2 protein-coding genes are annotated in these 3,737 nt (G+C 68.0%); one reads left to right on the forward strand and one right to left on the reverse strand.

All coding sequences use genetic code 11. The features are described 5' to 3' along the window. Positions 1 to 54 precede the first annotated feature (54 nt). The gene (locus ACWELQ_RS40740) at positions 55 to 1,272 is read right to left on the reverse strand and encodes an outer membrane protein assembly factor BamB family protein (protein ID WP_452402333.1); all 1,218 of its coding nucleotides are present in this window, start codon (positions 1,270 to 1,272) and stop codon (positions 55 to 57) included. A gap of 214 nt (positions 1,273 to 1,486) precedes the next feature. On the opposite strand from ACWELQ_RS40740, the gene ACWELQ_RS40745 reads away from it, so the two are divergent. Next, the coding region (locus ACWELQ_RS40745; protein ID WP_452402334.1) for a Tex family protein at positions 1,487 to 3,737 on the forward strand (2,251 nt) is incomplete at its 3' end.

A 3,737-nucleotide genomic window follows, 5' to 3' on the forward strand; every position in this document is an offset into this window, starting at 1 on the left:
CGAACAATCGCTGCAACGCACCGCCGAACGCCGCCCCGATCTGCTGCCGAGGGACTAGGCCACCGGAATCGTCGCGTAGGTATTGTCGGGCCCGGCGACCAGCACGCCCCACGGCGCGGGATGCACCGTGCGGTGTGCGAGGTTCAAAGGCATAGTGAGCGTTGGCTTTTCACCCGCGGCCGTCGGTCCCGGGCCGATCACCGCGCTGCGTTTGCCGGTTCGCGGATCGTAGGCCAGCAGCCACGACCGATAGTCGGGGTCCGCAGGCTGGCGCATGACCGCGAAGATCGCATTCCCCGCACTCGTCATCAGCGGCTGGAGTTCCTCGCGATGCGGATCCAGCGGCACGGTCCATCGAGTGGTGCCGTCGGGCTCCAGCAGACGCATCTCCTTGTCCTCCGACATCACCGAACTGTCGAGGACGAGTGCCGTGCCGTCGGGCTGGGTGATGCGAAGTTCCTTGTCCGGGTTGCCTTTCCGGCTGCCGAGGGAGTGCCCGGTGGTCAGGTCGACGGTCTCGATGGTCTCCCCGGATATCACCGTGCCGATCCGCCCCGTCGCGCGGAGGAAGCTGCCCATCTCGGGCACTTCCCGATGCCAGACGGTCGAGCCGGTGGCCCGATCCAGGCCGCCGACGGCGAATTTCCCTCCGGGCGTGGCACATCGGAAGACCTCGATCCCGGGCCGCTCGGCGGTGTCGATGAGCGACGGTCGCTCGGTCAGGTCCACGACATCAGTACCGAACAGCGCTGGAAGCTCTTCCGACAAGGGCGTCGCACACCCGAGTGTCGCGGGATCGACACTCCAGCTCTGCTCGCCTGTGCGTGGATTGCGGTGGATGAACTGCCCGGTCGACTCGTCGTCCTCGAACCACTGCTCGGCATCGGTATGCCACATCTGTAGCCCGGTGCTCGCGTCATAGGCGGTCAGGCCCGGCTGATCCTTCCACCCGAGCAGCAGTACCCGGCCGGAGTCGAGCACCTGGATCTTGTCCTTGTCCACCGGCTTGGTGGGCGACTGGATCCACCAAAGCTTTGCTCCGCTACCGGAACCCACGCCGAAAGCGTCCCCGTTCGCCACGGTGTAGATCGCGTCGGCGGTAACCCCGAACGAGTCGTTCGGTTCCAGGGTGAGCGCCCGCACCGCGTCCAGTTTCAGATTCGGCACGCTCGGGCGGTCCGCGGCCGCGGCCGAATCGTGGGCACCACACCCCGCCGCCCCCACCAGCACCGCCGCCGCGAGAGCGGCGCGAGCCGCGATCGTGGGTTTCATATGCGCAACGTAACAACTGATTTCGTGAGGATCGGGGTAACTCACCGGGGACGTCCAGAGTTGTTTCGGCACCCGACGCAGGTACGGATGCAGGAATTGCGACGGCTCTCTGTCGGCCGCTTAAGTCGCGGGGAGGCGGGTAGCGGTAGTGTCTGCGGGCGTGACGACAGCCTCCGAAACCGTCAGCGCAGCATCCACGGGTGCCGAGAGCACCATTCGCATCGCCAGCGTCGGCAGGCGTATCGCCGACGAGCTCGGGGTGCGCGAGGAGCAGGTGCGCTCCGCAGTCGAGCTGATCGACGGCGGGTCGACCGTGCCGTTCATCGCCCGCTACCGCAAGGAGGTGACCGGCGGGCTCGACGACGCGCAGCTACGCACGCTCGATGAGCGCCTGCACTACCTGCGCGAACTCGACGAGCGCCGGGGCTCGATCATCGAATCCATTCGCGGCCAGGGCAAATTGGACGAGGCGCTGCACGCGCAGCTGATGCTCGCCGACACCAAGGCCCGCCTCGAGGACATCTACCTGCCGTTCAAGCCGAAGCGGCGCACCAAGGCGCAGATCGCGCGCGAGGCCGGGCACGAGCCGGTGGCCGACGCGCTGCTGAACGATCCGACCACCGATCCCGCCCAGTACAACGCCGAACAGCTCGACGGCGCGCGCGCCATCCTGGTGGAGCGTTTCGCCGAGGACGCCGACCTGGTCGGTGAACTGCGCGAACTCATGTGGGAGCGCGGGCAGGTCAGCTCGACCGTGCGGCCGGGCAAGGAAGAGGCGGGCGCGAAGTTCGCCGACTACTTCGAATTCTCCGAGCCTTTCTCGAAGCTGCCCTCGCACCGGATCCTGGCGCTGCTGCGCGGTGAGAAGGAAGAGGTGCTCAACCTGCACCTCGAATCCGACACCGAGGAGCTCGAGGACGGCGAGCGCTCCATCTACGAGGGCCGCATCGCGCTCAAGTTCGGCATCGCCGCGCAGGGCCGCGCCGCCGACACCTGGCTGTTGGACACCGTGCGCTGGGCCTGGCGCACCAAGCTGCAGGTGAGCCTGGGCATCGACACCCGAATGCGGTTGCGGCAGTCCGCCGAACGCGACGCCGTCGACGTATTCGCGGCCAACCTGCGCGACCTGCTGCTGGCTGCCCCGGCCGGCACCCGCGCCACCATGGGCCTGGACCCGGGCTACCGCACCGGCGTGAAGGTCGCGGTCGTGGACGCCACCGGCAAGGTCGTGGCCACCGAGGTCATCTACCCGCACAAGCCGCAGGGGCAGACCGAGAAGTCCCTGGCCGTGCTGGGCGCACTGGTCGCCCGCTTCAATGTGGAGCTCATCGCCATCGGCAACGGCACCGCCTCGCGTGAGACCGACGCCCTTGCCGCCGAACTGATCTCGCGCATTCCCGAGAACAAGCCCACCAAGATCGTGGTCTCCGAGGCGGGCGCGTCGGTGTACTCGGCCTCGGCCTACGCCTCGGCCGAACTGCCCGATATTGACGTGTCGCTGCGCGGCGCGGTCTCCATCGCCCGCCGCCTGCAAGACCCCCTCGCCGAACTGGTGAAGATCGACCCGAAGTCCATCGGCGTCGGCCAGTACCAGCACGACATCTCCGAAACCCTGCTGGCCCGCTCGCTGGGCGCGGTCGTCGAAGACGCGGTGAACGCCGTCGGCGTCGACGTCAACATCGCGTCGGTTCCGCTGCTGTCGCGAGTGTCCGGAATCTCCAACTCGATCGCGGAAAGCATTGTGGCCCACCGCGACGCCAACGGCCCCTTCCGCAGCCGCGCCGGACTCAAGGACGTGCCGCGCCTGGGCCCCAAGGCCTTCGAACAGTGCGCGGGCTTCCTGCGCATCCGCGAGGGTGATGACCCGCTCGATACCTCCGGCGTGCACCCCGAGGCGTACCCGGTGGTGCGGCGCATCCTCGACGCCAGCGGCAAGGGCATCAAGGAGATCATCGGCAACAGCTCGGCCCTGCGCGCCCTGCGCCCCGCCGACTTCACCGATGAGCAGTTCGGTGTCCCCACCGTCACCGACATCATCGCCGAACTCGAGAAGCCCGGCCGCGACCCGCGCCCCGAATTCAAGACCGCCGAATTCGCCGCGGGCATCGAGAAGGTCGCCGACCTGAAGCCCGGCATGGTCCTCGAGGGCGTCGTCACCAATGTGGCCGCCTTCGGCGCGTTCGTCGACATCGGCGTCCACCAGGACGGCCTGGTCCACGTCTCCGCCCTGTCCCACAACTTCGTCAAGGACCCGCGCGAGGTCGTGAAGTCCGGCGACGTCGTCAAGGTCAAGGTCCTCGAGGTCGACGTCCAACGCCAGCGCATCGGCCTGTCCCTGCGCCTCGACGACGAGCCCGGCAAGCCCAAGCAGGACCGCGGCGACCGCGGCCCCCGCACCAGCAGAGCACAGGCTGATCCTCAAGCTGATCTCGCCCGAGGACAAGGCGTACTACATCGCCGCCGCG

Source organism: Nocardia sp. NPDC004722 (genome assembly GCF_053601505.1).

Coding starts and splice junctions, on each gene's coding strand:
- ACWELQ_RS40740 (WP_452402333.1), bottom strand. CDS start 1,272: ATGAAACCCACGATCGCGGCTCGCGCCGCTCTCGCGGCGGCGGTGCTG.